Origin of the sequence: Oryzihumus leptocrescens (genome assembly GCF_006716205.1) — a bacterium.
In the GTDB taxonomy this organism is placed as follows: Bacteria; Actinomycetota; Actinomycetes; order Actinomycetales; family Dermatophilaceae; genus Oryzihumus; species Oryzihumus leptocrescens.
Map to the genome: position 1 here is coordinate 3,040,073 of NZ_VFOQ01000001.1, position 23,738 is coordinate 3,063,810.

The window sequence follows — 23,738 nt, forward strand, 5'->3', positions numbered from 1 at the left end:
CCTCCGGCCCCGTGGCACGATGGCCCCGTGAGCGAAGAACAGCACAAGGCCGAGCACCGCAGCCGCCCCGACAGCCCCGCCTTCCGCGCCTTCGTCGCGGCCGACTGGGCGCCGCGCCGCGCGGGCACCACCGAGTCCTCCCCCGTCGCCCCGTATGCCGCGCAGCGCCGTGCCGCGGTCTCCGCCGCCTTCCCCGGCGAGCGCCTGGTCGTCCCCGCCGGTGGGCTGAAGGTCCGCAGCAACGACTGCGACTACGTCTTCCGCCCGCACAGTGCCTTCGCGCACCTGACCGGACTGGGCGCCGACCGCGAGCCCGACGCCGTCCTGGTCCTCGAACCGGTCGACGGCGGCGGCCACGAGGCCGTGCTGTTCTTCCGTCCGCTGGCCGGGCGCGACACCGAGGAGTTCTTCGGCGACTCCCGCTACGGCGAGTTCTGGGTCGGCGCGCGGCCCTCCCTGGCCGACGTCGAGGCCGAGCTGGGCCTGACCGCGCGGCACATCGACGAGTTCAAGGACGCCGTCGCCAAGGACGCCGGGCACATCGGCATCCGCATCGTGCGCGACGCCGACCGTGACCTGACCGCCGACCTCGACGAGGTGCGGGCCGACGTGCGCGAGACCGACGAGGCCAGCGAGAGCGCCGCGCAGGCCGAGGCCGACGAGGAGCTGGCCCGCTTCCTCTCAGTGATGCGCATGGTCAAGGACGAGTGGGAGGTCGAGGAGATGCGCAAGGCGGTCAACGCGACCGCCGTCGGCTTCGAGGCCGTCATCGCCGACCTGCCCGAGGCGGTCGCCCGCGGCCGCGGCGAGCGCTGGGTCGAGGGCGTCTTCGGCCTGCACGCCCGCCACCAGGGCAACGGCGTGGGCTACGACTCCATCTGCGCGTCCGGCGACCACGCCAACACGCTGCACTGGATCAAGAACACCGGCGACGTCAAGGAGGGCGACCTGATCCTGCTCGACGCCGGCGTCGAGGTCGACTCGCTGTTCACCGCCGACATCACCCGGACCCTGCCGGTCAGCGGCGAGTTCAGCGAGGCCCAGCGCAAGGTCTACGACGCGGTGCACGCGGCCGCGGACGCCGGCATGGCCGCGGTCAAGCCGGGTAACAAGTTCTCCGACGTCCACGACGCCGCGATCCGGGTCATCGCCGAGCACCTGCACGAGTGGGGCCTGCTGCCCGAGGGCGTCGACGTCGAGGCCACCCTCGACAAGGAGACCGGCCAGTACCACCGCCGCTGGATGGTCCACGGCACGAGCCACCACCTCGGCATCGACGTCCACGACTGCGCCCTCGCCCTCCGCGAGGACTACATGGACGCCGAGCTCAAGCCAGGCATGATCCTCACCGTCGAGCCGGGCCTGTACTTCAAGGCCGACGACCTGCTCGTCCCGGAGGAGATGCGCGGCATCGGCGTGCGCATCGAGGACGACGTGCTCGTCACCGAGGACGGCCACGAGAACCTCTCCGCCGGGATGCCCCGCAGCTCGGCCGAGGTCGAGGCCTGGATCGCGCGGGTCCAGCAGCGCTGAGCCCCACCACGACGGCCGCCCCTCACCGTGAGGGGCGGCCGTCGTCGTATGCCGAGTGGCGGGGAGGCGGCCGCGCTCAGTTCGGTCGCGGCGGGGGCGGGCTGTGCCGGAACCCGGCGCGGATCCGGTGAGCACGGTCATGATGGCCCCATGCTCAGGGAACGCATCGCGCTGTGGGGAGAGGCAACCTTCACGGGCCCGGCCTCAGCCGAGGCGCTCGAGGCCTGCGAAGGTCGACTGGGCGATGCCCTGCCTGACGACCTTCGGCGATTGCTGTCAGAGAGTGACGGCATCGTGGGTGAGTGCGGCCTGGGGCTGTTGTGGAGCACGGACCGCATCGCGGAGGACAATGCATGGTTCAGGAGCTACCCCGAGTTCGCGGAGCTCTACATGCCGTTCAACGGCATGGTGTTCTTCGCTGACGCGGGCAACGGCGACCAGTTCGGGCTGGCCCTGAGCGGCAACCAGGACGTCTACGCCTGGAACCACGAGGACGACAGTCGCACGTGGGTCGCTCCCAATGTGATGAGGTACCTCGAGGAGTGGATGACGGGCCGGCTCACCCTCTGAGCCGCCCGCGGCGGCCTCAGAGGCGGTCGAGGTAGGGGGCCAGGCCGCGCAGCTCGTCCAGGTGCACCGCCGTGAGGTCGGTGATGACCTGCTGCCCGGCCTCGGTCAGCCGCAGCCGCACGACCCGGTGGTCGTCGGCGTCGCGGACCCGTTCGACCAGGCCGAGCTCGCTGGTGCGATCGGCCAGCTCACTGGCCGTGTGGTGCTTGACCAACAGGTGGTCGGCGACCTGGCCGATCGTGGGGCTGTCCTCGCCGCGGTGGCCGCGGATCGCGAGCAGCAGCTGGTGCTGGGCATGGGTCAGCCCGTGCTCGGCGGCCGCGGAACGGCTCCACTGGTCGAAGCGGCGCAGCTGCACCCGGAAGTCCAGCAGGCGGGCGTAGTCGGCGTCGGTGGGCACATCCGCTAGCCTAATATGTCGTAACCCGATATTTCTTGCCGAGGTGAGACGTGCCCGTTCCCCCGACACCCACTGCGACCTCCTCCCCCACCGACCGGTCCGCCGTCCGCGACGTCGGTCACCTCGGGGACTTCACCGTGACCCGCCGCGTGCTGCTGCTCGTGGCCATCGCGGCGCCGCTCGGAGCGGTCAGCGCCGGGGTGTCCTGGTGCCTGCTCAAGCTCATCGGCCTGATCACCAACGCGGTGTTCTACGGACGGCTCGCCACCCGCATCGTCGCCCCCGGCGCCCACCACCACAGCCCCGCCCTGGTGCTGCTCGCGCCGGTCATCGGCGGCCTGGTCATCGGGGTGATGGCCCGCTACGGGTCGGAGAAGATCCGCGGGCACGGCATGCCCGAGACGATCGAGGCGATCCTCATGGCCGGCAGCCGGGTGAGCCCCCGGGTCGCTGTCCTCAAGCCGATCTCGGCGGCGGTGGCGATCGGCACGGGTGGGCCGTTCGGCGCCGAGGGGCCGATCATCATGACCGGCGGGGCGATCGGCTCCCTGTTCGCCCAGCTGGTGAAGTTCACCGCCGACGAGCGCAAGACGCTGCTGGTGGCGGGGGCCACCGCCGGCATGGCCGCCACCTTCAACGCACCCCTGGCCTCGATCGTCCTGGGCGTCGAGCTGCTGCTGTTCGAGTGGCGCCCGCGCAGCCTCATCCCTGTGGCGACCGCCGTCTCCGTCGCCGCGCTGGTGCGGCAACCCCTGCTCGGGTCGGCTCCCCTGTTCCCCGTCACCGGCGCACTGCACCTGAGCCCCACGGCATACCTGCTCTGCGTCGTCTCCGGGCTGCTGTCCGGGCTGCTGGCCGTCGCGGCGACCGCCCTGGTCTACGCCTCCGAGGACCTCTTCCACCGGCTGCCGATCCACTGGATGTGGTGGCCCGCGATCGGCGGCCTGATCATCGGCCTCGGCGGCCTGTTCGTGCCGCAGGCCCTGGGCGTGGGCTACGACGTCATCGGGTCCGAGCTCGACGGCTCGATCGGCCTCGGCCTGGTGGTCGGCATCCTCGTGGTCAAGACGCTCATCTGGTCGCTGTCCCTGGGCTCGGGCACATCCGGCGGCGTGCTCGCACCGATGTTCATGATCGGCGGGGCACTCGGCGCGCTCGAGGCCCACCTGTTCCCGCCCGTCGGCCCCGGGTTCTGGGCGCTCATCGCCCTCGCCGGCGTCCTGGGCGGCGTGATGCGCTCCCCGCTGACCGGCATCGTCTTCGCCATCGAGCTGACCCACCGGCTCGAGGCGGTCACGCCGCTGGTCATCGGCGCAGGGTCCGCCTTCCTCGTCTCGGTGCTCCTGCTGAAGCGCTCGGTCCTCACCGAGAAGATCGCCCGTCGCGGCTACCACCTGTCGCGGGAGTACGACGTGGACCCCCTCGAGGTCCTGTTCGTCAGCGAGGTCATGTCCACCGACGTGCTCGAGCTCGGCTCCGACCTGACGGTGGCGGAGGCGGTGGCGTCGGTCGCGGACGCGGGCGCCGGCTGGGCGCAGCGGCTCTACCCCGTCGTCGACGGCGACGGCAGCCTGGTGGGCGTGCTCACGCGCCGCGAGCTGGGCCGCCTGGCCGAGAGGCGTGGCGACGACCCGCTCGGGCAGGTGCTCGCGGCACGCACGCTGGTCACCACCCACCCGGACCAGCCGCTGCGGCACGTGGCCGAGCTCATGGCCCGGTACGAGGTCAACCGCGTGCCCGTGGTCGAGCGCGACCGGCCCGACCGGGTCGTGGGCCTGGTGTCACTGACCCAGCTGCTCGCGGGCCGCCAGCGCGACCAGCAGGAGGCCCGGGAGCGCGAGCGCGTCCTGCGGGTGCGGCTGGTGCGCCCGTGGGGGCAGAAGGAGGAGCCTCAGGCGGTGTAGGGCTGCTGGTGCCCCGGCATCCGGGCCAGCATCTCCCGGGCCTGCTGGGCGAACTTGTGCTCGCACAGCACCTCGTACTTCGTGGCCACCACCTGCGTGACCGACGTGAAGTCGCGGTGCCCGCCGGTCGCGGCGTAGCCGATCAGCGCCCAGATCAGTCCGAACACCACGCCGAACAGCACGGTCGAGATGACCGTGACCATCGTGGTCCCGGCGGCGAACAACGAGAACACCAGGCCGACGAAGAGCCCCATCCACGCCCCGGAGAGCGCTCCGCCGACCATGACCTTCTGCCGGGTGAGCCGGCCGGTGACCCGCTCCACCTGCTTGAGCTCGGTGCCGACGATCATGCAGTTCTGCACCGGGAACTCGTGGTCGGAGAGGTAGTCCACGGCGCGCTGGGCGTCCTCGTACTTGTCGAAGGTGCCCAGCGACATGGGGTAGTCGAGGTTCAACCCCGGCATCGGCATCGGCGAGCGACCCGGCATGTTCGGCTGTCCGGTCATGCCCCCATTCTCACGCAGGACGCGCCGGAGGGGACCGCACTTGGTCCCGTCCGGCGCGTCCCGCCCCGGCGCCTCACGCGGCCACTCAACCAACGTCCAGCCTCGTGCGTACTGTGTGGCAAGGGGGCGGTGCGCCGTCAGGGACGAGGGGGACATGGGACATCTCGCGCGCGAGCGCGCCGACGCGGAGTTCGCCGACTTCGTCCGGTCTGCCGGACCTCGCCTGCTCCAGACGGCGAGGCTGCTGACCGGGGACGAGCACCGCGCGGAGGAGCTGCTCCAGGACGCACTGGTGCGGACGTATGCCGCGTGGTCGCGGGTGCGCCGGGACGACGCCGCGGCCTACGTGCGCCGGGCCATGCTCAACCAGCGCACGGACACCTGGCGGCGCCGGCGACGCGAGGTGCTGACCGACGACGCTCCCGAGCCGGCGGCACACCTGGCGGCCACGCGAGGGCACGACCCTGCCGACGTCGCCGCCGACGCCGACGAGGTCCGTCAGGCCCTCCAGGCCCTGACCCGCCGCGAACGCACCGTCCTCGTCCTGCGCCACTACGTCGGGCTTCCCGTCGAGGCGGTCGCCGAGGAGCTCGGCGTCTCCACCGGCACCGTCAAGAGCACGTCCTCGCGGGCGATCGCCCGCCTCCGCGAGGTCCTCGACGACCAGGCCCGTCCCGACCCCGACCACCGACTCGCCGAGCAGAGGAGCTGAGCCATGGACACGACCGACCTGGACGAGACCCGGCTGACGACCCTGCTCGGCACCGGCGCCACGCCCGGTGTCCCGGACACCGTGCTGCACGAGGTGCTGCGCCGTGGCCGCCGGCGCCGTGCGGGCCGCCGGGCCGCTGTCGCGCTTGCAGGGGCCGCCACGGCACTGACCCTGGCCGTCGTCGCGCTGGTCGCCCGGCCGGCCACCCATCAGGGGCAGCCAGCCACCAGCCACCTCGCCGCCACACCCTCCCCGACCTCCACCGCGATGCCCCTCGAGCTGCGCGTCAGTGACTGGATGGACCACCTCAAGCTGGGAGAGCTGGTGACGGCAGGCCTCGGCCCGATCGCCGAGCTGGACGGTGCCGCCATCAGCTGGGGGCCGGGCTCGAGGGTCGAGCAGCCGAAGGAATGGTCACGAGGGACCTCGCCGAACGGGCGCATCGGCTCGGTCATCGGGATGCTGCCCACCTCGGCCCGCTCGGCCACCGCGACCCTGGCCGACGGCTCCACCGTGACGCTGGTCCTCACCCGCGTGGAACCGCACATGGTCGTGGCCTGGGGCTCGTGGAACCGCACGGGGCCCGGCCAGGACGCCGTCGCGGCCGGATGGACGGACAGTCAGGGCAGGACCAGGGTCGCGGCGAGCGGCGGGCTGCCGACCTCCGGGGTGAGCCGGCAGTGACCGCCCACAGACCTCAGCCCTTGAGCGCGTAGTCCTCGAGCAGGCGGCGGCCGATGATCATCCGCTGGATGTCGGCCGTGCCCTCACCGATCAGCAGCATCGGCGCCTCGCGGTAGAGCCGCTCGATCTCGTACTCCTTGGAGTAGCCGTAGCCGCCGTGGATCCGGAAGGAGTCCTCGACGACCTCGGCGCAGTACTCGCTGGCGAGGTACTTGGCCATGCCCGCCTCGAGGTCGTTGCGCTCGCCCTTGTCCTTGATCCGGGCGGCCTTGACCATCATCTGGTGCGCGGCCTCGCACTTGGTCGCCATCTCGGCGAGGCGGAACAGCACGGCCTGGTGCTGGGCGATCTTCTTGCCGAACGTCTCCCGCTGCTGGGCGTAGGCGATGCCGAGCTCGAAGGCGCGCACCGCGACCCCGCAGGCGCGGGCGGCGACGTTGACACGGCCGACCTCGACGCCGTCCATCATCTGGTAGAAGCCCTTGCCGGGGACCCCGCCGAGGATCTGGTCCGTGGTGGTCGTGTAGCCGTCGAAGACCAGCTCGGTGGTGTCGACGCCCTTGTAGCCCATCTTCTCGATCTTGCCCGGCACGGTCAGGCCGGGCTCGACCTCGCCGAAGCCGGGGGTCTTCTCGACCAGGAAGGTCGTCATCTTCTTGTAGACCGAGGCGCCCTCGTCGGCCTCGGCGTCGGTCTTGGTGAGCACCGCCACCAGGGTCGAGGAACCGCCGTTGGTCAGCCACATCTTCTGGCCGTTGATGGTCCACTCGTCGGAGCCGTCGCCGGTGCGCACCGCCTTGGTGCGGATGCCCGAGACGTCCGAGCCGCAGCCGGGCTCGCTCATCGAGAACGCGCCGCGCACCTCACCGGTGGCCATCCGCGGCAGGTACTTCCGCTTCTGCTCCTCGGTGCCGTGCTGGAGCAGCATGTACGCCACGATGAAGTGGGTGTTGATGATGCCGCTGACGCTCATCCAGCCGCGGGCGATCTCCTCGACCGTCAGCGCGTAGGTCAGCAGCGACTCCCCCAGGCCGCCGTACTCCTCGGGGATCATCAGGCCGAAGATCCCCATCTCCTTCATGCCCTCGACGATCTCCGTCGGGTACTCGTCCCGATGCTCGAGCTCGGTCGCGACGGGGATGATCTGCTCGTCGACGAACTCGCGCACCAGCTTGAGCAGCTCGCCCTGCTCCTCGGTGAGTCCGTCCGTGTGCTGCAGTCGTGCCATCGCTTCATGCCGCCTTCGCGTCGGGTGCGGGGGCGCGCCGGGGGCGCGCGAAAACTACTCGCGAGTATGCCGAGTGCCTCCGCCGCGCCGACAGGCACCGACCGCGTGAGTTCCGACACCAGCCACCGGGCCGGGCCGGCGGAAAACCCGTTGCCGCCGCACCCCCGAGGGGGCCACCATCGGCAGGCAACGACACGGCATACCTGACCGTGTCCCGATCCAAGGAGGGCCGCGAGATGTCGACGACTGTCGTGAGCCGCACGTGCGCTCATCCCTTCCCTTCCTTGGAGTACTGCGTTGTCCTTCGACACCCCCGGAGAGCTGACCGCTCTCCCGTCTGACCTCTTCCCCGGCGCCGGCTTCGGCGTCGACACCAACCCTGACGGCCCCCCCGAGGGCGACCGCTGGTCGACCTGGGACGTGGCCCTCCACGGGCCCAACCCACGCCCGGACTGGGTGATCACCGCACTTGCCGCGGTTGACGCCGACCTCGGCGTGCTCAAGACCGGCAAGGAGGCCGACGTCCACGTCGTGCGCCGTTGGGTGCCCGGCACGGACGAGTCGGTCACGCTGGCCGCCAAGCGCTACCGCAGCCACGACCACCGCATGTTCCACCGCGACGCGGGCTACCTCGAGGGGCGCCGGGTCCGGCGCAGCCGCGAGATGCGCGCCATGGCGCGGCGGACCAGCTTCGGCAAGGAGGTCATCAGCCAGCAGTGGGCCTTCGCCGAGTTCGGCGCGCTCGGCAAGCTGTGGGCGCTCGGCCTGCCGGTCCCCTACCCCGTCCAGCTCACCGACGAGGAGCTGCTGATGGAGTTCGTCGGCACGGGCGTCGAGGCGGCACCGCGCCTGGCGCAGGCCCGGCCCGCACCCGACCTGCTCGCGGACCTGTTCGAGCAGTGCCGCGACGCGATGGCCACCCTGGCCGCCGAGGGCTGGGCCCACGGCGACCTCTCGCCCTACAACGTGCTGCTGCACGAGGACCGGCTCGTCATCATCGACTGGCCGCAGATCGTCGACGTCGTCGGCAACCCGCACGGCGCCGACTTCCTGCAGCGGGACGTGCACAACATGTGCCGCTGGTTCACCAGCCGGGGGCTGGAGGTCGACGAGGAGGCCATGTTCGGCGACCTCATGGCCTGCGTGTACTCGCGTTGGTGAGCCCCGGACGGCGCGCGGCGGCCTAGTCTCCCGGCATGGACCGGGGGATCAGTCGCCGCGCGCTGCTCGGCGCCGTCATGTCGGCGCCGCTGCTGGCGGCCTGCTCGGGGACGTTCGAGGACGCTCCCGCGGACTCCCCCGGGGTCCACGTCTCCGACGGCGAGCTGACGAGCCGCCACTGGCCCGGGCAGCGGGTGTCCTGGGCGGTCGCCCGGCCCACGGCCCGGCAGCAGGCCCCGGTCGTGGTCGCCCTCCACGGGCGGGGCGGGCACGCGACCAACGCGTTCACCGGGCTGCACCTGGACCGGCACGTCGCCACGACCGGGCTGGCCGTCGCGGCGATCGACGGCGGCGACACCTACTGGCATGCCCGTCGCTCCGGCGTGGACACCGGGGCCATGGTCGTCGACGACTTCCTGCCGCTGCTCGCGTCGATGGGCCTGGGCACGGGGCGGATCGGGCTGCTCGGCTGGTCGATGGGTGGCTACGGCGCCCTCTGGCTGGCCACCGGGCTGGGCCGGGCCAGGGTCGCCGGTGTCGCGGCCTCGAGTGCCGCGCTCTGGCTCTCCCCCGGCGACAGCGCGCCCGGCGCGTTCGACGACCGGGACGACTTCGTCCGGCACGACGTCTTCCGGCTGCGGAGCCGGCTGCGCGGCATACCGGTGCGGCTGGACTGCGGGCTCGACGACCCGTTCCTGCACGCCGACCGGGCCTTCGCGGCCGGGCTGCCCGGGACGACGACGCACTTCGACCCCGGTGGCCACACCGACGCCTTCTGGAGCGCCCACGGCGGGGCCCAGATGACGTGGCTGGCCAGGCTGCTGGCGACCTGACCCTGGTCGACCCCTCGTCGTGCCCGCGCGCTGCGGCTGCGGGCACGACGACGGGGTCGCGCTCAGGGGCTCGTCAGCGGACGAGGACGGTCGTGCCGATCGGCATGGTCCCGGTGCTCCAGAACAGGTCCATCGCCGGGATGCTCACCCGGACGCAGCCGTGAGAGGCGGGGTACGCCGGCACCGACGGGTAGCCGTGCAGCGCGATGCCGCCGTTGAAGTACTTGGGCCGGTAGAGCTGGCCCAGCGGTGAGGCGTCCCAGCCGTTGACCTGGCGGAACACGCGGAACGTCCCGAGCGGAGTCACGGCCAGGTGCCATGCGCCGCTGCTCCAGTACGACTGCCCCGACCCCGTGCTGGTGTTGAACGTGCGGCTGACCCGACCCGAGTCCACCACCAGCAGCACCTGGTGGGCCTTGTCGACCTCGACGACGTGGCCGGAGCGGGACTGCGGCACCGGCCGCACCCCGCGGTCGAGGGCCGACCAGGTCAGGGGGCCGCACACGCCGTCCCGCGTCAGGCCGGCCACCTTCTGCGCGGCGACGACGGCCTGCCGGGTCAGGTCCCCGAAGACGCCGTCGACGGCGCCGCACCAGTAGCCCAGCGCGGACAACCGCTGCTGCAGCGAGATGACGGCCGTGCCGCGGGACCCCGCGGACAGCGTGGGATGCGTTGCAGCAAGGGCGGATCCGGCCCCCTGAGCCACTCCGAGGACGCACGCCGTCGTGATGCCCACCGTCCCCCGGACCAACGATCGTCGACCGATGTCCACGTGCCCCTCCACCCGAGACCGGCGGCCGCTCCCGCGCCCTCCACCGGGACCCTGCGGGCCTCCAGCGGCTCGCCGGGGTCCGTGGCATCAGTCTCGGTCGGCCGGCCCGGTGCCACCTCCGCCATATGGCGGACCGCAGGGGCTCCGGGACTGCGCATGGTGAGGGCCGGTGCCCCCCGACACCGGCCCATCACCACTCCAGACGCACCGCCCGCGAGGAAGGTTGCGCCGTTTCCGAACTTTCTTTCGAGCACGTCCCCCCTGCTCATGGGCGCTCGTCCCTTCGCTCGATGTGGCCCCGTGCCGGCCGGCGGATGCTGGACTCGGGCCGCCCATCCGGCGGTCGGTGCCGGCATGTCGAAGGAGGCTGACGATGATCGGGGCGACGATGGTGGTGGCCACCCTGCCGGTGACCGACCTGGACCGGGCCAAGGCGTTCTACGCCGACGTCCTGGGCCTCACGTTCCTGTGGGAGACGCCGGTCGGGGTGCGACTGCGGTGCGGCGACGTCAGCGAGGTCTCCCTCTTCAAGCGGCCGCCGGTCACCACCGAGCACACCCTGGCCCACTTCGAGGTCTCCGACATCGAGGCGGTCGTCAGGGACCTCGAGGCCAAGGGCGTGGAGTTCATCGACTACACCGAGGGACCCCTGACGACCACCGGGCACATCGCCCAGCTCGGGCCGGCCCGCGGCGCGTGGTTCCGCGATCCCGACGGCAACACGCTGGGCCTGCGCCAGGCGTAGCCGACGTCGCCCCGTCAGAGGCCGGCGATCGCCTCGTGGGTGCTGAGCACGCGCTGGGCGGTCTCGACGTGCAGGTTCTCGATCATCCGCCCGTTGTAGGTGACGACGCCGGCGCCTGCTCCCTGCTCCCACGCGGCGAGGATCCCCCGGGCCTCCTCGACCTGGGCCTCGCTCGGGGCGAACGTCGCGTTGCACGTCTCGACCTGGCCGGGGTGGATCAGCGTTTTGCCGTCGAAGCCCAGCTGACGACCCTGGAGGCACTCCGCGGCGAAGCCCTCGGCGTCCTTGACGTCGTTGAAGACCCCGTCGAGGATCACCGTCCCCGTCGCGCGCGCGGCCAGCAGGCACAGGCCAAGCCCGGTCAGCAGCGGGGCGCGGCCGGGCACGTGCTCGGCATGCAGCTCCTTGGCCAGGTCGTTGGTGCCCATGACGAGCACGGTCAGGCGCTCGGACGCCGCAGCGATCTCCTCGCAGTGCAGCATCGCGACCGGGGTCTCGACCATCGCCCAGAGCTTGGTGTGCTCGGGCGCCCCGGCGGCCTCCAGGGCCGCGACGAGCTGGCGGACCTCGGCGGCCGAGCTCACCTTCGGCACGACGACGGCATCCGGGCCGGCTGCGGCAGCGGCGGCGAGGTCGTCCTCGTGCCACTGCGTGCCGATGCCGTTGACCCGGATGGTCAGCTCGCGCCGCCCGTAGTCACCGGAGCGCACCGCGGCGCAGGCGTTCTCGCGTGCCTGCTCCTTCGCGTCGGGGGCCACGGCGTCCTCGAGGTCGAGGATCAGCGCGTCGACCGGCAGCGTCTTGGCCTTCTCCAGCGCCCGCTCGTTGGAGCCGGGCATGTAGAGCACCGAGCGCCGGGGACGGTAGGCCGTGGTGGCGGTCATCGGGTCTCCTCCTGCGCCGCGGGCACGGCATACAGCTCGGCCAGCTCGGGGTCGGTGGCCGCGAGCCGTTCGGCGAGCTCGACGATGACCAGGCACTGCTTGAGGCTGGCGTCGTCCTCCATCTTGCCGTCGAGCATGACCGCGCCGGTGCCGTCACCCATGGCCTCCACGACCCGGCGGGCGTGAGCGACGTCCTCGGCGGACGGGCTGAACACGCGCTTGGCGATGGCGACCTGCACGGGGTGCAGTGACCACGTGCCGACGCAGCCGAGCAGGAACGCGTTGCGGAACTGGTCCTCGCAGGCGACGACGTCCTTGATGTCCCCGAAGGGGCCGTAGTACGGCAGGATCCCGTGCATCGCGCAGGCGTCGACCATGCGGGAGATCGTGTAGTGCCACAGGTCCTGCTGGTAGGTCGCCCGGTCGGCGTGGACCGCGTCCTCGACACCGGCCGGCGGGTCCTGGCGCACGAGGTAACCGGGGTGGCCGCCGCCGACGCGGGTCGTCTTCATGCGGCGGTCCGCGGCCAGGTCGGCCGGGCCCAGCGACATGCCCTGCATGCGGGGGCTGGCGCCGGCGATGGCCTCGACGTTGGCCACGCCGCGGGCGGTCTCGAGGATGGCGTGGACGAGGATCGGGCGGGTCAGGCCCGCCTTCGCCTCGAGCTGGGCCAGCAGCCGGTCGACGTAGTGGATGTCCTCCGGCCCCTGCACCTTCGGGACCATGATGACGTCGAGCTTGTCGCCGATCTCGGTGACGAGCGTGACGAGGTCGTCGAGCACCCACGGGCTGTCCAGGGCGTTGACCCGGGTCCACAGCTGGGTGTGCTCCCCGAAGTCGGTGGCCTTCGCGATGGCGACCAGGCCCTCGCGAGCAGCCACCTTGCGGTCGGCCTTGACCGCGTCCTCGAGGTTGCCGAGGAGGACGTCGACGGTCCCGACCATGTCGGGGACCTTGGCGGCCATCTTCTCGTTGCTCGGGTCGAAGAAGTGGATGACGCGGGACGGTCGGGCCGGCACCTCACGGATCGGGGTGGGGGCGCCCACCGCCAACGGGGCGAAGAAGTCCTTGGGGCTGCGCACGCGGCGAAACTAGCAGCGCGGCTCCGCCGGCGGTTATGACACAGTTCACGGTGTGACGCAGACCCCCGGCACCCCTGCCGGCCCGACGCCCGCGAGCGAGCCGGAGACGGCCGCCCTGCCCGCCGTCGAGGCGCCCACCGCGGCACCCGGGTCCACGCTGGCCCTGGTCGCCGAGGCCGCCGCCAAGTCCGGCCTGCTCTGGGTCGACGTGCCGGGCGACCGGGCCTGGCCGGTGTGGCACGAGTGGCTGGACGGGACGGCCTGGGTGGTCAGCGGGCCGGGCGAGCAGCCGATGCCCTGGCTGCCCGAGGAGGTGCCGATCATCTTGCGCAGCAAGGACTCCGGCGGCCGGCTGGTCCGCGTCCTGGCGCGCGTCGAGCGGATCACGCCGGCCGACGAGCGGTGGGAGCCGGCGACTGCGGCCCTCAAGTCAGCCAGGCTCAACAGCGTCGGCGACGACGTCGTGCAGCGCTGGGCCGATCAGTGCACCGTCACCGCGCTGACGCCGTTCGGCGAGGCGCTCGAGGGGCCCGGCTCGTACGACGACGGGTCCGGCGCGGCACCGCCCGCGCCCACCCCCGCCACGACGCGGACGTGGCGGCCGTGGCACCTCGGCGGCCGGCCCAAGCGGCGGCGCGGCACCCGCTGACCGGCCGCGCGGGAGGCGGGCACACGGCATACCGGCGGTGTCGGCACGGACCTTGGTCGCGGCGTCCACAGCGCGGGCTAGCCTTGGCCCCGTGAACCCCATGACGCGCGTGTTCGTGGCACGCCTGGCCGGCCTGAGTGTGTTCGACCCGCTCGGCGACCAGGTGGGCCGGGTGCGCGACGTCGTGGTGACGTTCAGCGCGACCCGTCGTGCCCCGCGCGTCATCGGCCTCGTGGTCGAGGTGCCCGGGCGCCGGCGCGTGTTCGTCCCGATGACCCGGGTCACCAGCATCGACGCCGGGCAGGTCATCACCACGGGCCTGGTCAACATGCGCCGGTTCGAGCAGCGCGCCAACGAGACGCTGGTCCTCGCCGAGCTGCTCGAGCGCGCGGTGCGGGTCACCACCCCGGAGGGCCCGTTCGAGGCGATCGTCGAGGACATCGCCATCGAGCAGGAGCGCAACCGCGACTGGGTCATCGTCAAGGTGTTCTGCCGCAAGCCGATCGGCGGCTCCCGCAGCCTGTCCCGGCTCGGGCGGCGCCGCGGTGAGACCGTCCTCGTCGACGTCTCCGACGTCACGGGCCTGCGCCGCTCGGGTAGTGCGCAGAGCGCGGCCAAGCTGCTGGAGACCTACGACGACCTCAAGGCTGCCGACCTCGCCGAGGTCATCCACGACCTGACGCCCAAGCGCCGCGCCGAGGTGGCCGCCGCGCTCGATGACGAGAAGCTCGCCGACGTCATGGAGGAGCTGCCCGAGGACGACCAGGTCGAGATCCTCACGACCCTGGGCTCCGACCGCGCCGCCGACGTCCTCGAGGCCATGCAGCCCGACGACGCCGCCGACCTGCTCTCCGAGCTGCCGCCCGACACCGCCGAGCAGCTGCTCCAGATGATGGAGCCGGACGAGGCTGCGCCGCTGCGGCGGCTGCTGGCCTACGACGAGAACACCGCCGGTGGCCTGATGACCACCGAGCCGGTCATCCTCGGCCCCGAGGCCACCATCGCCGAGGCGCTGGCCGTGGTCCGCCGGGCCGAGCTGTCCCCGGCGCTGGCCGCGACGGTGTTCGTGTGCCGCTCTCCGCTGGAGACCCCGACCGGCAAGTACCTCGGTGTGGTGCACATCCAGCGGCTGCTGCGCGAGCCCCCGCACGCGGCGATCGGCTCGATCCTCGACCGCGACCTCGAGCCGCTGACGCCCAACGCCCCTCTGGGGCAGGTGACCCGCATGCTGGCCACCTACAACCTCGTCGGGGTGCCCGTGGTCGACGAGGACGGCCGGCTGCTCGGCGCGGTCACGGTCGACGACGTGCTCGACCACATCCTTCCCGACGACTGGCGCGAGGACCGGCACGAGGTGACCCATGGCCACTGACCGCTTCGACCGCAACGCACCCCGGCTGGACCAGCCGCGGGAGGTGCGCCGCACGCTGCTGCCGCGTCCGAGCTTCAACCCGGAGACCTTCGGCCGGGCCAGCGAGGCGTTCGCCCGGTTCATGGGCACCGCGCGGTTCCTGGTCTACATGACCGCCTTCGTGGTGCTCTGGATCCTCTGGAACGCCGCGGGCCCCAAGGACCTGCGGTTCGACCCCTACGCCTTCATCTTCCTGACCCTCATGCTCAGCCTGCAGGCGTCATACGCCGCGCCGCTGATCCTGCTCGCGCAGAACCGCCAGGCCGACCGCGACCGGGTGGCCCTGGAGCAGGACCGGGCCCGGGACGAGCGCAACCTGGCCGACACCGAGTACCTCACCCGCGAGGTCGCAGCCCTGCGGATCGCGCTGCGGGACATGGCCACCCGCGACTTCCTGCGCTCCGAGCTGCGCAGCCTGCTCGAGGAGATGGAGGAGCGCGGCGTGAGCGTCGCATCGCCCTCCGAGCTCGGCGACGGGAGCGGTGACCAGCCCGCGGAACGCGACGGCGCGCGACCGACCTAGCATGGGGGCATGCCCGCCCCCACTCAGGACGCCCTGCTCGCCGCGCTGTCGACGGTCAACGACCCCGAGATCCGCAAGCCGATCACCGAGCTCGGCATGGTCGAGTCGGTCGAGGTCGACGACGCCGGCCGCGTCGCCGTCACCATCTTGCTCACGGTGTCGGGCTGCCCGATGAAGGACACGCTCACCAAGGACTCCACCGCGGCGCTCTCCGCCGTCGAGGGCGTCACCGGCGTGGACGTGACCCTCGGCGTGATGAGCCCGGAGCAGCGGGCCGGCCTGCGCGAGCAGCTGCGTGGCGGGGTCGCCGAGAAGGAGATCCCCTTCGCCAAGCCCAACAGCCTGACCCGCGTCTACGCGGTGGCCTCGGGCAAGGGCGGCGTCGGCAAGTCGTCGGTCACGGTCAACCTCGCCGCGTCGCTGGCCGAGCAGGGGCTGCGCGTCGGCGTGGTCGACGCCGACGTCTACGGCTTCTCGGTGCCGCGCATGCTCGGCGTCGAGCACCGGCCCACCCAGGTCGACGACATGATCCTGCCGCCGGTCAGCCACGACGTGAAGGTCATCTCGATCGGCATGTTCGTGCCCGGCAACCAGCCGGTGGTCTGGCGCGGGCCGATGCTGCACCGCGCGCTCCAGCAGTTCCTCGGCGACGTGTTCTGGGGCGACTTGGACGTGCTGCTGCTCGACCTGCCCCCGGGCACCGGGGACATCGCCATCTCGGTGGCCCAGCTCATCCCCAACGCCGAGATCCTCGTGGTCACCACGCCGCAGCAGGCCGCCGCGGAGGTGGCCGAGCGCGCGGGGTCCATCGCGCTGCAGACGCACCAGCGCATCGTCGGCGTCATCGAGAACATGTCGTGGCTCGAGCTGCCCGACGGCTCCCGCCAGGAGATCTTCGGCTCCGGCGGCGGCCAGACCGTGGCCGACTCGCTGACCCGCTCGGTCGGCGCCCAGGTGCCGCTGCTGGGCCAGATCCCGCTGGACACGAGCCTGCGTGAGGGCGCCGACCAGGGCATGCCCGTGGTCCTCGGCTCCCCCACCAGCCCGGCTGCGGTGGCCCTGCGCGGTATCGCGCGCGGCCTCGCCACCCGCTCGCGCGGCCTGGCCGGCCGCTCCCTCGGCCTCACCCCCGCCAGCCGCTGACGCGATCGGCGCCGGCCGCTCGTCCGGGCCGACCGCGTTGACCCCTCCGAGCTGGACGTTGGTGCCCCTTCAGCAGCGCTGAAGAGGCACCAACGTCCAGCTCGGCAACCCTGGGTGCGGCCCCGACGGGTGCGGCTCAGGTGGCGTCGACGTCCCACGGGGTCGGCAGGGCCGGGTCCCGACGGGGCCGCGAGGGCTCCTTGAACGGGTTGAAGGCCGAGAAGTCCTCCTCGCCGTCCTCGAGCAGGGCTTCGCGCACGATCCGCCGCGGGTCGTACTGCCGCGGGTCGAAGGCCTGCCAGTCGATGTCGTCGAACTCCGGCCCCATCTGCTCGCGCAGCTGGCTGCGCGCGTTGTCGGCCATCACGCGGGCCTGCTTGATCAGGGTGCGCAGCTTCGCGGCGTACTCCGGCAACCGCTCGGGGCCGAGCACGACCACGCCGATCACGATCAGGAGGATGAACTCCCAGCCGTTGATGTCGAGGATGTTCACGCGTGGGCCCTTGTGTCGCTGGTGACGGCGATCAGTCCGTCGCCGCTTGCAGGGTCATCCTGACAGTTCGCTCGGTCGTCCCGCGACGCACCGTCAGGGTCACCGTCTCGCCGACCGAGCGGGCCCGGATCGCGACGACGAGCTGGTCGGGGTCGGAGATGACGCGGCCGTTGAACTTCAGGATGACGTCACCGGGCTTGAGACCGGCCTTGTCCGCCGGGCCACCCTGGGTGATCGGGGCACGACCGCCCTTGGACGAGGCGGCAATCCGGACGCCCTCGCCCTCATAGGCCGTGTCGAGGATGACCCCGATGACCGGGTGCGAGGCCTTGCCGGTCGTCATCAGCTGGTCGGCCGTCTTGCGGGCCTGGTCGCTCGGGATGGCGAACCCCACGCCGATGCTGCCGGACTGGCCGGAGTCGAGGGGGCTCGAGCCCGGGATCCGGGCGATGGCCGAGTTGACGCCGATGACGCGCCCAGACATGTCCAGCAGCGGGCCACCGGAGTTGCCGGGGTTGATCGCGGCGTCGGTCTGGATCGCGTTGATGAACGCGGGGGCGTCGTCGGCCCCACCCGGGGTCACCGGACGGTTCAGTGCGCTGACGATCCCGCTGGTGACCGTGCTCTCCAGGCCCAGCGGGGCGCCGACGGCGACGACCGGGTCGCCCACGACGACCGAGGCCGAGCTGCCGAGCGGCAGGACCGGCAGGCCGGTCCGCTTCACCCGCACGACAGCCAGGTCGTATGACGCGTCGCGGCCGACGATGGTGGCCGGCAGCTGGGATCCGTCGGAGAACTCGACCCGGATGCTGCCGGTGGCCGCGGCCGAGGACACCACGTGGTTGTTGGTCAGGATGAAGCCGTCGCTCTTGATCACGAAGCCCGACCCGGTCCCCTGGCCGTCAGCGCCCTTGACCTTGAGCGTGACGACCGACGGGAGGGCCCTGGCGGCGATGCCGGCGATCGAGCCCGGGGGCCGGCTCGTCGACCCGGGCTGGGGCACCGGGAGCACGCCACCGGAGGTGAGGCCGGAGCTGCGGGTGGCGATCAGCGCACCTGCGGTCCCACCCAGGAGAGCGGCGAGCAGCACGGCGGCGGCCAGCACGGCGACCGTGCCGGCGCTCCACCGGGACGCCCGGGGGCCAGGGGCAGCGCTCGTGGGCGGAGGCGTGCCGCCGCCGGCCGGCGGGTCGCCCGCACCCTGCGGCAGCGGCGCGGTGACGTCCGCGGAGTGGGCGTGGGGCCACGCGGAGAAGGCCACCGGCGCCGTCGCCCACGGGGACGGGTCCGGCGCCGGGGCGCTGGCCCACGGCTGCCCGGCTCCCGGAGGCGGCATCGCCCCCGGCGCCGGGGCCGGCATCCCCGCCGTGCCCGTCGCCTGGTCGGCACCGGGCGCAGCCTGGGTCGACCGGTGAGGCGCGGTGGGCAGGTGCGTGTAGGGCTCACCGGTGGGCGGCGGGAACCCGGCAGCACCGGGCGTCGGCGACTGTCGTGCGACGTCGACCGGCTCGGTCTGCTCCCCGGAGGGGTCCCGCTGCTGCTCAGTCATGGAGTGATTCTGCCCAATGGGCGCGGCGAACCGTCATCGAGGTCTGCGGCACCGGCTGGGAGCGGCCCAGCCCCGGCCGCAGGACCGCGACCGTCCGGGCGAAGGTCGTGGAGGATGCGGGGGCGGCCCAGCTCGGCGTGGGGGCCACCGGCTGCACCGGCGCGGCCGCTGGGGTCGCGACCCCGATGCTCCACGCGGCAGCCGCCGACGCACCTGCCGCCAGTCCGGCGAGCATGGCGGCACGGACCGGTGAGCGGTGCAGGGCCGGCGCGTCTCGGCGGACCAGGCCCAGCGGAGCCGGCCCGACCGGGGCCGGCGCCTGTGCCGCCAGGTCGAGCAGCGAGGCCTGCAGCCGGCTCGGCGGCCCGGGCATCCGCGCCTCGCGCAGCGAGCCCAGGAGGCGCCGCTCCGCGGCGGCGGCCTCACGGCATACGGCGCAGGCCACCAGGTGACGGTCGCAGGCGTGCTGCAACGACGGGGGGAGGACACGGTCGACGTAGGCGCTGACCATCGTCCCGAGGTGCTGGGCGCCGACCCCGTCGGCGGGGCGCGGGCTCATCGCGTCCCCGGCACGACCCGTCCGAGCGCGAAGCCCCGACGGGCGGGACGCGCGACCGGAGCCGGGCGCGCCTCCGGGGCCCGGTGCGCGAGAGCCTCGCGCAGCTGAGCCCGGCCGCGGTGGATGCGGGAGCGGACCGTGCCGAGCTTGATGCCCAGCGTGGCCGCGATCTCCTCGTAGGACAGGCCCTCGATGTCGCAGAGGACCACCGCGGCGCGGAAGTCCGGCGAGAGCGCGTCGAGCGCCCGCTGCACGTCGTCGTCGAAGTGGGTGTCGGCGTAGTGCTGCTCCGGCCCGGCCTCGCGGCTGGCCAGGCGGCCGGCGGCGTCCTCGGGCAGGGCATCGAAACGGATCCGCTGCTTGCGGCGCATCCGGTCGAGGAAGACGTTGGTCGTGATGCGGTGCAGCCAGCCCTCGAAGGTGCCCGGCTGGTAGGAGCCGAGCGAACGGAAGACGCGGATGAACACGTCGTGCGTGAGGTCCTCGGCGTCGTGGACGTTGCCGGTGAGGCGGTAGGCCAGCCGGTAGACGCGCGCCGAGTGCTGGGTGACGATCTCCTCCCACGTGGGCGGGACCCACCCCTCCTGGTCCACCGCGGAGGCCGGCCTGGCTGCGTCGTGCTGCCGTCCGGTCGTCGCGTTGGTCACCGTCTCCACCTCCGGGGGCGTCGTCCTGCGGGGCGACGCGGTCAGGGACATCACAGCAACCATGACGGTTGCAGGCCCTCCATCGTTCCTGACCGACCTGAGAGATTGCTGGGGAAGCCCGACGCGGGGGCCCGCATGGACTAGCCCACCTCCGCCGTGCTGGGGTCAGCGGGGCGGCTGGGGCAGCCGGGGCGGGTGTCGGCAGTAGGGTTGCCCGCATGAGTGCGCAGAAGCCGGCGAGCTGGGCCTATTCGGAGGAGTTCGTCGCCGAGAGCGACGTCATCGAGCGGGCCCGCATGCGCGGCGAGTCGCTCGGCTGCGTGCCCGTGCTTCCCGGCGCCGGGGCGACCCTGCGCCTGCTCGCCGCCACCGCGTCGGCCAAGGCCGTCGTCGAGATCGGCACCGGCGCCGGCGTCTCCGGTCTCTGGCTGATGGAGGGCATGCCGTCCGACGGCGTCCTGACCACCATCGACGTCGAGGCCGAGCACCAGCGCGCCGCCCGCGAGGCCTACGCCGCGGCCGGGATCGCCCCGCAGCGCACGCGGGTCATCACCGGTCGGGCCCTGGACGTGCTCCCCCGGCTCACCGACGGTGCCTACGACATGGTTGTCGTGGACGGCGACAAGTCCGAGTACCCGCAGTACGTCGAGCAGGCGGTGCGCCTGCTGCGCTCCGGCGGTGTCCTGGCCATCGACAACATGCTCTGGCACGACCGGGTCGCCGACCCGGCGGCCCGGGACGCGGTCACCACGACCCTGCGCGACCTCGGCAAGCAGCTGCGCGACAACGACGAGCTCATCCCCACCCTGCTGCCGGTGGGCGACGGGGTCCTCGCGGCCGTCAAGCGCTGACGACCGACCGCAGGCTCAGAGACCGAGCCGTCGGCGCGCCCCCTCGAGGAGGCGACGGCCCTCCCGGGACCGGAACGCCGGGAGGGTGGGCAGCCCGGGCGGGGCGTCCCACGTGCCGGCCACGGTGAGGAATCCGCCCTTCCCCAGCAGGAGCCCGGAGGCCGGGTCGTCGTCGGCCGCGGCCAGCAACGGTGAGGCCGAGACGATCTGGTCGAACCGGGGCGTCTCCGCCCACTCCAGCGCGAAGACGACGGTGTCGGCCCACACGGGGCCGAGTCGCGAGATGCCCCAGTCGATCAGGACCACACTGCCGTCGGGTCGGATCAGGATGTTGTCACTGCGGATGTCCCATTGGCACAGCGTCGTGCCATGCAGCGACACCGACAGCGCCTCCAGGTGGCTGGCGACCAGGTCCCGGTTGTCCCGGAACCACGCCGGCAGGACATCCCTCGGCGCGGAGTGGTCACCGTCGAGCACCTCGGCCCACTGTGCGAGGTTCTTGAGCAGCGTGGGGACGGCCGATTGCTCCACCGGGCTGGGCGACAGCTCCACGGCCTGGGCCTCCACCTGCGCCAGAACAGCACCCACCTGACCGTCGTCACGCCAGTCCGGGTGGACCCCCTCGACGTCCTCGAGGACCAGCGCGACCCAGTCGCCGTCGTCGTAGGTGGCCAGCAGGCGGGGCCGCCAGGACACGTCGGGCAGGGCAGCCAGCACCATCGCCTCGTGCCGGTGCAGCCCGGCGGTGTCGGCGTTGAGCTCGAGCCCGACCGCCTTGACGAAGGCGCGCCGGCCGTCGGCCAGGCGCACCCGCACCGCGCATCCCGGGGACATGCCACCGCGCTGCGTCACGGCCTGGACCACCGGCGCACCGAGCTCCTGCTCCACCCAGTCCCGGACGCGCGCGGGCACCGCGTCGTAGTCGATCCGCACGCCGACGGCGCGCAGGTGACTGTGCCCCGTCAAGACTCCCCCCTCACGCGCCGTCACGTGGACGGCGGCGGCTCACATCTCGCCGGGACCGGCCCCGTAGCTGAACCCGGACGGGCCCTCGGCGATGGCGACGACCTCGAAGGGCTCGATGAGCTCGGGCGCCGATCCGATGATCTTGCTGCCCGGCGACGTGGCCGCCTCGGCCGCGAAGGTCTGGGCAAAGCTGTCACGTGCCGCCCGGGTCGCCCACACGTAGGTGCCCTCGAACCACTCGCCCTCGCGCATCCGCCAGGTCTTGAACGACAGCCCCTCGCGCCGGGCGAACTTGCCCATCGACTCGCCGACGACGTACTCCCGCAGCGCGGCCTCGACGCCCTCCGGCGCGTCCGCCAGCGACCAGCGGACGCTCAGCCCGTAACCCGCACTCATCGCACACCCTCCAGGTAGGTCAGCAGCAGCCGTGCACCGAAGCCGGTGGCCCCCCGGGTGAGGTGGCCGCTGTCCTTGTCGCTGCGACCGGCCCCGGCGATGTCGAGGTGCGCCCAGCGACGCCCCCCGACGAACTCGCGCAGGAACAGCGCCGCGGTGATCGAGCCGCCCCCGACCTTGCCGGACGCGATGTGGTTGACGTCGGCGAGCTCGGAGTCGATGGCGGCACGGTAGTCCTCCACCAGCGGGAACGGCCACAGGGCCTCCCCCGTCGCGGTCGCGGCCGCCTGCAGCGCCCGCCCCAGCCGCTCGTCCGTGGCGTAGACCGGGGCCATCCCCCGGCCCAGCGCCAGGGTCGCGGCACCGGTCAGCGTGGCGATGTCGACCAGCACGTCGGGGTCGAGCTCGGCATCGGCGTAGGCCAGGGCGTCGGCCATGACCAGCCGGCCCTCGGCGTCGGTGTTGCCGATCTCCACGCGCCGGCCGCCGTACTGGGTGATGACGTCACCGGGGCGGTAGCTGGAGCCGCTGACGGCGTTCTCGGCCAGCGCGAGCAGGCCGGTGACCCGCACCGGCACCTCCAGGTCGCGGCAGGCGGCCAGCACGGCCAGCACGATGGCCGAGCCGGACATGTCGGTCTTCATGGCCAGCATCGCCTCGGCGGGCTTGATGTCGAGGCCGCCGGTGTCGAAGGTGATGCCCTTGCCGACGAGGACGACGTGCGGGGTGTCGTCGCCTGCGCCCTCGGGGGTCCAGGCGAGCTCGACGAGGCGCGGCGGGCTGTCGCTGCCGCCCCCGACCGCGAGCAGGCCACCGAAGCCCTCACGGCGCAGGTCTGCGTCGTTCCGGACCGAGACCTCGAGCCCATGACGGCGCCCGAGGGTGCGGGCCTGGGCGGCCATCCAGGCGGGGTTCTTGATGTTGGAGGGCGTGACGGCGAGGTTGCGCGCCAGCATGGTGGCCCGGCACCGCAGCGCGGACCGCGTGAGGACGCGCTCGTCATACCGGCCGGCGAAGGTGAGCGACCGCACCGGCGCGGTCGCCTCGGTGGCTCCCCACCGCGGCGTGGAGTAGCCGCCGAGGACCAGGCCCTCCACGACCGCTGATGCCGCGCCGACCCCGGCACCGGAACCGAGCGTGGTGACCAGGTGCGAGCGGGCCTTGACCGCGCGACCGACGGCGGCGCCGGCAGCGCGCAGGTCCTGGGGCGTGCCGGCCCCGGTGCCGACCAGGAGCAGGGTGCGCACCCCTCGCTCGCCGGGCACGAGCGGGATGGTGGTGACGCTGCCGGCCTTGGTCGACGGCTCCCAGGCTGCGGTCAGCGCCGCAGGGTCCTGACCCAGCGCCGAGAGGGCCGCGGCCACCGGACCGGCCGTGGGCACCGGGGCATCCGGGCCGACCGGCAGGGCCAGCACGAGGTCGGCGTCCTCGACGTCGACCAGCACGTCGGTCAGTGCCCCGGGGCGCACGTCGATCTCGGGCAGGGCGGGGGTCAGCAGGTCCGGCACGGCCGCGAGCCTACCCAGTGCCCCAGCCG

At 72.8% G+C, this 23,738-nt stretch carries 26 protein-coding genes; 13 read left to right on the forward strand and 13 right to left on the reverse strand.

Annotated features, from left to right (window positions below; translation table 11 throughout):
* Positions 1-27: 27 nt before the first annotated feature.
* Both FB474_RS14270 and FB474_RS14275 read left to right on the forward strand, forming a co-directional pair.
* A complete protein-coding gene (locus tag FB474_RS14270) occupies positions 28-1,533 on the forward strand; it encodes an aminopeptidase P family protein (protein WP_185746178.1) in 1,506 nt (501 codons plus the stop codon).
* 150 nt (positions 1,534-1,683) lie between these two features.
* Positions 1,684-2,103: an SMI1/KNR4 family protein gene (locus tag FB474_RS14275; protein ID WP_141789253.1), complete on the forward strand. Its 420-nt coding sequence runs from the start codon at positions 1,684-1,686 to the stop codon at positions 2,101-2,103.
* A gap of 16 nt (positions 2,104-2,119) precedes the next feature.
* On the opposite strand, the gene FB474_RS14280 is transcribed toward FB474_RS14275, so the two are convergent.
* Positions 2,120-2,503 (reverse strand): MarR family winged helix-turn-helix transcriptional regulator, encoded by a 384-nt coding sequence (locus FB474_RS14280; protein ID WP_221632544.1) that lies wholly within the window; start codon positions 2,501-2,503, stop codon positions 2,120-2,122.
* Positions 2,504-2,553: 50 nt separating this feature from the next.
* Between FB474_RS14280 and FB474_RS14285 the strand changes: the two genes are divergently transcribed.
* The gene (locus FB474_RS14285; protein ID WP_185746179.1) at positions 2,554-4,407 is read left to right on the forward strand and encodes a chloride channel protein; all 1,854 of its coding nucleotides are present in this window, start codon (positions 2,554-2,556) and stop codon (positions 4,405-4,407) included.
* On the opposite strand, the gene FB474_RS14290 is transcribed toward FB474_RS14285, so the two are convergent.
* Positions 4,395-4,913, reverse strand: coding sequence for a UbiA family prenyltransferase (locus FB474_RS14290; RefSeq protein WP_246092197.1), 519 nt, complete (start codon positions 4,911-4,913; stop codon positions 4,395-4,397). The two genes, FB474_RS14285 and FB474_RS14290, sit on opposite strands and share 13 nt — an antisense overlap.
* Before the next feature lie 154 nt (positions 4,914-5,067).
* On the opposite strand from FB474_RS14290, the gene FB474_RS14295 reads away from it, so the two are divergent.
* Both FB474_RS14295 and FB474_RS14300 read left to right on the forward strand, forming a co-directional pair.
* Entirely contained in the window at positions 5,068-5,625 is a 558-nt protein-coding gene (locus FB474_RS14295; protein WP_141789254.1) for a SigE family RNA polymerase sigma factor, read from the forward strand.
* Positions 5,626-5,628: 3 nt separating this feature from the next.
* Entirely contained in the window at positions 5,629-6,309 is a 681-nt protein-coding gene (locus FB474_RS14300) for a hypothetical protein (protein WP_141789255.1), read from the forward strand.
* Positions 6,310-6,322: 13 nt separating this feature from the next.
* On the opposite strand, the gene FB474_RS14305 is transcribed toward FB474_RS14300, so the two are convergent.
* Positions 6,323-7,537, reverse strand: coding sequence for an acyl-CoA dehydrogenase family protein (locus FB474_RS14305; RefSeq protein ID WP_141789256.1), 1,215 nt, complete (start codon positions 7,535-7,537; stop codon positions 6,323-6,325).
* Positions 7,538-7,834: 297 nt separating this feature from the next.
* On the opposite strand from FB474_RS14305, the gene FB474_RS14310 reads away from it, so the two are divergent.
* Positions 7,835-8,698 (forward strand): serine protein kinase RIO, encoded by an 864-nt coding sequence (locus FB474_RS14310; RefSeq protein WP_246092198.1) that lies wholly within the window; start codon positions 7,835-7,837, stop codon positions 8,696-8,698.
* A gap of 35 nt (positions 8,699-8,733) precedes the next feature.
* A complete protein-coding gene (locus FB474_RS14315; RefSeq protein ID WP_141789258.1) occupies positions 8,734-9,531 on the forward strand; it encodes an alpha/beta hydrolase-fold protein in 798 nt (265 codons plus the stop codon).
* Positions 9,532-9,604: 73 nt separating this feature from the next.
* Here FB474_RS14315 and FB474_RS14320 read toward each other — a convergent pair whose 3' ends face one another.
* Positions 9,605-10,303, reverse strand: coding sequence for a L,D-transpeptidase family protein (locus tag FB474_RS14320; protein ID WP_246092199.1), 699 nt, complete (start codon positions 10,301-10,303; stop codon positions 9,605-9,607).
* A 373-nt stretch (positions 10,304-10,676) separates the two neighbouring features.
* Here FB474_RS14320 and FB474_RS14325 point away from each other — a divergent pair, with 373 nt between their 5' ends.
* On the forward strand, positions 10,677-11,048 hold the full coding sequence (locus FB474_RS14325; RefSeq protein WP_141789260.1) for a VOC family protein: 372 nt from the start codon (positions 10,677-10,679) through the stop codon (positions 11,046-11,048).
* Between the two features lie 14 nt (positions 11,049-11,062).
* Here FB474_RS14325 and FB474_RS14330 read toward each other — a convergent pair whose 3' ends face one another.
* Entirely contained in the window at positions 11,063-11,932 is an 870-nt protein-coding gene (locus FB474_RS14330; protein ID WP_141789261.1) for an HpcH/HpaI aldolase/citrate lyase family protein, read from the reverse strand.
* Positions 11,929-13,014 carry an HpcH/HpaI aldolase/citrate lyase family protein gene (locus FB474_RS14335; RefSeq protein WP_141789262.1) on the reverse strand — a complete coding sequence of 362 codons (1,086 nt, stop codon included), beginning with the start codon at positions 13,012-13,014 and terminating at the stop codon, positions 11,929-11,931. The genes FB474_RS14330 and FB474_RS14335 overlap by 4 nt, the downstream gene beginning before the upstream one ends.
* 52 nt (positions 13,015-13,066) lie before the next feature.
* Here FB474_RS14335 and FB474_RS14340 point away from each other — a divergent pair, with 52 nt between their 5' ends.
* The 4 genes from FB474_RS14340 (at position 13,067) to FB474_RS14355 (ending at position 16,740) form a co-directional block, all read left to right on the forward strand.
* Positions 13,067-13,663, forward strand: a complete 597-nt coding sequence (locus FB474_RS14340) for a hypothetical protein (RefSeq protein ID WP_246092200.1) — start codon at positions 13,067-13,069, stop codon at positions 13,661-13,663.
* 100 nt (positions 13,664-13,763) lie between these two features.
* The gene (locus FB474_RS14345) at positions 13,764-15,035 is read left to right on the forward strand and encodes a magnesium transporter MgtE N-terminal domain-containing protein (protein WP_414695889.1); all 1,272 of its coding nucleotides are present in this window, start codon (positions 13,764-13,766) and stop codon (positions 15,033-15,035) included.
* Positions 15,025-15,597 carry a DUF1003 domain-containing protein gene (locus FB474_RS14350; RefSeq protein ID WP_141789264.1) on the forward strand — a complete coding sequence of 191 codons (573 nt, stop codon included), beginning with the start codon at positions 15,025-15,027 and terminating at the stop codon, positions 15,595-15,597. The genes FB474_RS14345 and FB474_RS14350 overlap by 11 nt, the downstream gene beginning before the upstream one ends.
* A 9-nt stretch (positions 15,598-15,606) precedes the next feature.
* Positions 15,607-16,740, forward strand: coding sequence for an Mrp/NBP35 family ATP-binding protein (locus FB474_RS14355; protein ID WP_141789265.1), 1,134 nt, complete (start codon positions 15,607-15,609; stop codon positions 16,738-16,740).
* Between the two features lie 136 nt (positions 16,741-16,876).
* Here the strand turns inward: FB474_RS14355 and FB474_RS14360 are convergent, their stop codons facing one another.
* The 4 genes from FB474_RS14360 to sigE are packed head-to-tail and all read right to left on the reverse strand — an operon-like array spanning position 16,877 to position 20,039.
* Entirely contained in the window at positions 16,877-17,227 is a 351-nt protein-coding gene (locus FB474_RS14360) for a twin-arginine translocase TatA/TatE family subunit (protein ID WP_141790016.1), read from the reverse strand.
* Between the two features lie 37 nt (positions 17,228-17,264).
* Positions 17,265-18,782: a trypsin-like peptidase domain-containing protein gene (locus FB474_RS14365; protein ID WP_141789266.1), complete on the reverse strand. Its 1,518-nt coding sequence runs from the start codon at positions 18,780-18,782 to the stop codon at positions 17,265-17,267.
* Positions 18,775-19,341 carry an anti-sigma factor family protein gene (locus tag FB474_RS14370; protein WP_141789267.1) on the reverse strand — a complete coding sequence of 189 codons (567 nt, stop codon included), beginning with the start codon at positions 19,339-19,341 and terminating at the stop codon, positions 18,775-18,777. Before FB474_RS14370 ends, FB474_RS14365 begins: the two co-directional genes overlap by 8 nt.
* Positions 19,338-20,039, reverse strand: a complete 702-nt coding sequence (gene sigE / locus FB474_RS14375; protein ID WP_141789268.1) for an RNA polymerase sigma factor SigE — start codon at positions 20,037-20,039, stop codon at positions 19,338-19,340. Before sigE ends, FB474_RS14370 begins: the two co-directional genes overlap by 4 nt.
* A gap of 167 nt (positions 20,040-20,206) precedes the next feature.
* Here sigE and FB474_RS14380 point away from each other — a divergent pair, with 167 nt between their 5' ends.
* Positions 20,207-20,839, forward strand: coding sequence for an O-methyltransferase (locus tag FB474_RS14380; protein ID WP_141789269.1), 633 nt, complete (start codon positions 20,207-20,209; stop codon positions 20,837-20,839).
* A 15-nt stretch (positions 20,840-20,854) separates the two neighbouring features.
* Here the strand turns inward: FB474_RS14380 and FB474_RS14385 are convergent, their stop codons facing one another.
* The 3 genes from FB474_RS14385 to FB474_RS14395 are packed head-to-tail and all read right to left on the reverse strand — an operon-like array spanning position 20,855 to position 23,709.
* Positions 20,855-21,805, reverse strand: a complete 951-nt coding sequence (locus tag FB474_RS14385) for a phosphotransferase family protein (protein WP_141789270.1) — start codon at positions 21,803-21,805, stop codon at positions 20,855-20,857.
* Between the two features lie 39 nt (positions 21,806-21,844).
* On the reverse strand, positions 21,845-22,201 hold the full coding sequence (locus tag FB474_RS14390) for a hypothetical protein (protein WP_141789271.1): 357 nt from the start codon (positions 22,199-22,201) through the stop codon (positions 21,845-21,847).
* Complete coding sequence (locus tag FB474_RS14395) at positions 22,198-23,709, reverse strand: leucyl aminopeptidase family protein (protein WP_141789272.1); 1,512 nt, start codon at positions 23,707-23,709, stop codon at positions 22,198-22,200. Before FB474_RS14395 ends, FB474_RS14390 begins: the two co-directional genes overlap by 4 nt.
* Positions 23,710-23,738 lie beyond the last annotated feature (29 nt).

Excerpts from the sequence above, each read along its gene's own strand:
- FB474_RS14275 (WP_141789253.1), top strand. The coding sequence starts at position 1,684 with ATGCTCAGGGAACGCATCGCGCTGTGGGGAGAGGCAACCTTCACGGGC.
- FB474_RS14290 (WP_246092197.1), bottom strand. The coding sequence starts at position 4,913 with ATGACCGGACAGCCGAACATGCCGGGTCGCTCGCCGATGCCGATGCCG.
- FB474_RS14295 (WP_141789254.1), top strand. The coding sequence starts at position 5,068 with ATGGGACATCTCGCGCGCGAGCGCGCCGACGCGGAGTTCGCCGACTTC.
- FB474_RS14300 (WP_141789255.1), top strand. The coding sequence starts at position 5,629 with ATGGACACGACCGACCTGGACGAGACCCGGCTGACGACCCTGCTCGGC.
- FB474_RS14305 (WP_141789256.1), bottom strand. The coding sequence starts at position 7,537 with ATGGCACGACTGCAGCACACGGACGGACTCACCGAGGAGCAGGGCGAG.
- FB474_RS14315 (WP_141789258.1), top strand. The coding sequence starts at position 8,734 with ATGGACCGGGGGATCAGTCGCCGCGCGCTGCTCGGCGCCGTCATGTCG.
- FB474_RS14325 (WP_141789260.1), top strand. The coding sequence starts at position 10,677 with ATGATCGGGGCGACGATGGTGGTGGCCACCCTGCCGGTGACCGACCTG.
- FB474_RS14330 (WP_141789261.1), bottom strand. The coding sequence starts at position 11,932 with ATGACCGCCACCACGGCCTACCGTCCCCGGCGCTCGGTGCTCTACATG.
- FB474_RS14345 (WP_414695889.1), top strand. The coding sequence starts at position 13,764 with ATGACGCGCGTGTTCGTGGCACGCCTGGCCGGCCTGAGTGTGTTCGAC.
- FB474_RS14350 (WP_141789264.1), top strand. The coding sequence starts at position 15,025 with ATGGCCACTGACCGCTTCGACCGCAACGCACCCCGGCTGGACCAGCCG.
- FB474_RS14355 (WP_141789265.1), top strand. The coding sequence starts at position 15,607 with ATGCCCGCCCCCACTCAGGACGCCCTGCTCGCCGCGCTGTCGACGGTC.
- FB474_RS14365 (WP_141789266.1), bottom strand. The coding sequence starts at position 18,782 with ATGACTGAGCAGCAGCGGGACCCCTCCGGGGAGCAGACCGAGCCGGTC.
- FB474_RS14370 (WP_141789267.1), bottom strand. The coding sequence starts at position 19,341 with ATGAGCCCGCGCCCCGCCGACGGGGTCGGCGCCCAGCACCTCGGGACG.
- sigE (WP_141789268.1), bottom strand. The coding sequence starts at position 20,039 with ATGTCCCTGACCGCGTCGCCCCGCAGGACGACGCCCCCGGAGGTGGAG.
- FB474_RS14380 (WP_141789269.1), top strand. The coding sequence starts at position 20,207 with ATGAGTGCGCAGAAGCCGGCGAGCTGGGCCTATTCGGAGGAGTTCGTC.
- FB474_RS14390 (WP_141789271.1), bottom strand. The coding sequence starts at position 22,201 with ATGAGTGCGGGTTACGGGCTGAGCGTCCGCTGGTCGCTGGCGGACGCG.